This is a genomic window from Micromonospora sp. NPDC002389, assembly GCF_040296095.1.
Lineage (GTDB): Bacteria > Actinomycetota > Actinomycetes > Mycobacteriales > Micromonosporaceae > Micromonospora.
This window is the reverse complement of record NZ_JBEOWP010000040.1, coordinates 1-2109: the sequence shown is the minus strand read 5'-3', so window position 1 is coordinate 2109 and position 2109 is coordinate 1. Positions and strand designations below refer to the sequence as shown.

The following is a 2109-nucleotide window of genomic DNA, read 5'->3' as shown; positions in this document are numbered from 1 at the left end:
CTTCCGGAAGCATCGGGAGGTGCTGAGCGTGGAGGACTGGGCGGAGATCCGTCGGTTGCACCGGGCGGAGCGGATGGCGATCAAGGCCATCTGTCGTCGGCTGGGGGTATCGCGGAACACGGTGCGGAAGGCCTTGGCCAGTCATGAGCCGCCGCGTTATCAGCGGGCGGCGAAGGGCTCGATCGTGGACGCGGTCGAGCCGCAGATCCGGGGGTTGTTGGCGGAGTTCCCGGACATGCCGACGACGGTGATCATGGAACGGGTCGGGTGGACCCGCGGCAAGACGGTGTTCTCCGATCGGGTGCAGCAGCTGCGGCCGTTGTTCCGCCGTCCTGACCCGAGCCAGCGGACGGAGTATCTGCCGGGAGAGCTGGCGCAATGCGACCTGTGGTTCCCGCCGGCGGACGTGCCGTTGGGCTTCGGGCAGGTCGGCCGGCCACCGGTGCTGGTGATGGTGTCCGGGTATTCGCGGTGGCTGTCAGCGGTGATGATCCCGACCAGGCAGTCGTCGGACCTGCTGGTCGGGCACTGGACGCTGATCTCCGGGTGGGGGCGGGTGCCCAAGGCGTTGGTGTGGGACAACGAGTCCGCCGTCGGGCAGTGGCGGGCCGGGCGGCCTCAGTTGACCGAAGCGATGAACGCCTTCCGCGGCACCCTCGGCATCAAGGTGATCCAGTGCCGGCCGGCGGACCCGGAGGCCAAGGGCCTGGTGGAGCGGGCCAACGGCTATCTGGAGACGTCGTTCCTGCCCGGACGCCGCTTCGCGTCACCGCAGGACTTCAACGCCCAACTGTCCGAATGGCTGGTGCGGGCGAACAACCGCCAGCACCGGGTACTGGGCTGCCGGCCGGTTGAGCGGTGGGACGGCGACCGGCAGGTGATGCTGCCGCTGCCGCCGGTCGCGCCGGTGGTCGGCTGGCGGCAGACCACACGGCTGCCCCGCGATCATTACGTTCGCTTGGACGGCAACGACTACTCGGTGCATCCGTCGGTGGTTGGTCGGCGGGTCGAGGTCACCGCCGACTGCGACCAGGTGACGGTGCTCTGCGACGGCCGACCGGTGGCCCGGCACGACCGCTGCTGGGCCAAGCATCAGAGCATCACCGACCCGGCCCACCGCCAAGCCGCAGCAGACCTGCGCATCGCCGCCCAACACACCCCGACGACCGCAGTCGACGCCCAGGTCGAACGCCGGCCGTTGAGCGACTACGACCGCCTGTTCGGCTTGGACGTTGAGGTGGCTGCGTGATGGGCGCCAAGACCAGCCGCAACGTCACCTCGGAGATCGCGTTCCTCACCCGCGTCCTCAAGGCGCCCTCTCTGGGCGCGTCGGTCGAGAGGCTGGCGGAGCGGGCCCGGGCGGAGTCGTGGACCCACGAGGAGTTTCTCGCCGCCTGCCTGCAACGCGAAGTCGCCGCCCGAGAGGCTCACGGCGGTGAGGGCCGTATCCGGGCCGCCCGGTTCCCGGCCCGCAAAAGCCTGGAAGAGTTCGACTTCGACCACCAACGGTCCTTGAAGCGGGAGACCATCGCCCACCTCGGCACCCTCGACTTCGTCGCGTCCAAGGAGAACGTGGTGTTCCTCGGTCCGCCCGGCACCGGCAAGACCCACCTGTCCATCGGCCTGGGGATCCGGGCCTGCCAGGCCGGCCACCGGGTCGCGTTCGCCACCGCCGCTCAGTGGGTGTCCCGCCTCGCCGACGCCCACCACGCCGGCCGCCTCCAGGACGAACTGGTCAAGCTAGGCCGGGTCCCGCTGCTGATCATCGACGAGGTCGGCTACATCCCCTTCGAAGCCGAGGCCGCGAACCTGTTCTTCCAGCTCGTCTCCAACCGCTACGAACGGGCCTCGCTGATCGTCACGTCCAACAAGCCCTTCGGCCGGTGGGGCGAAGTGTTCGGCGACGACGTAGTCGCCGCAGCCATGATCGACCGCCTCGTTCACCACGCCGAGGTCATCTCGATGAAGGGCGACAGCTACCGACTCAAAGACCGCGACCTCGGCCGCGTCCCCGCAGCCACCAAGACCAACGACTGAACATCAACAACCAGCGAGGGGGTCAACATTCGGCCGGAACAGAGGGGTCAAAGTTCAACCGGCGTTGACACC

2 protein-coding genes are annotated in these 2109 nt (G+C 68.8%); both read left to right on the top strand.

The features are described from left to right. Nucleotides 1–19 precede the first annotated feature (19 nt). The gene (gene istA, locus ABT008_RS30355; protein WP_350700727.1) at nt 20–1249 is read left to right on the top strand and encodes an IS21 family transposase; all 1230 of its coding nucleotides are present in this window, start codon (nt 20–22) and stop codon (nt 1247–1249) included. Then, the gene (gene istB / locus ABT008_RS30350; protein WP_350700725.1) at nt 1249–2037 is read left to right on the top strand and encodes an IS21-like element helper ATPase IstB; all 789 of its coding nucleotides are present in this window, start codon (nt 1249–1251) and stop codon (nt 2035–2037) included. Before istA ends, istB begins: the two co-directional genes overlap by 1 nt. Nucleotides 2038–2109: the final 72 nt, after the last annotated feature.

Coding starts and splice junctions, on each gene's coding strand:
- istB (WP_350700725.1), top strand. CDS start 1,249: ATGGGCGCCAAGACCAGCCGCAACGTCACCTCGGAGATCGCGTTCCTC.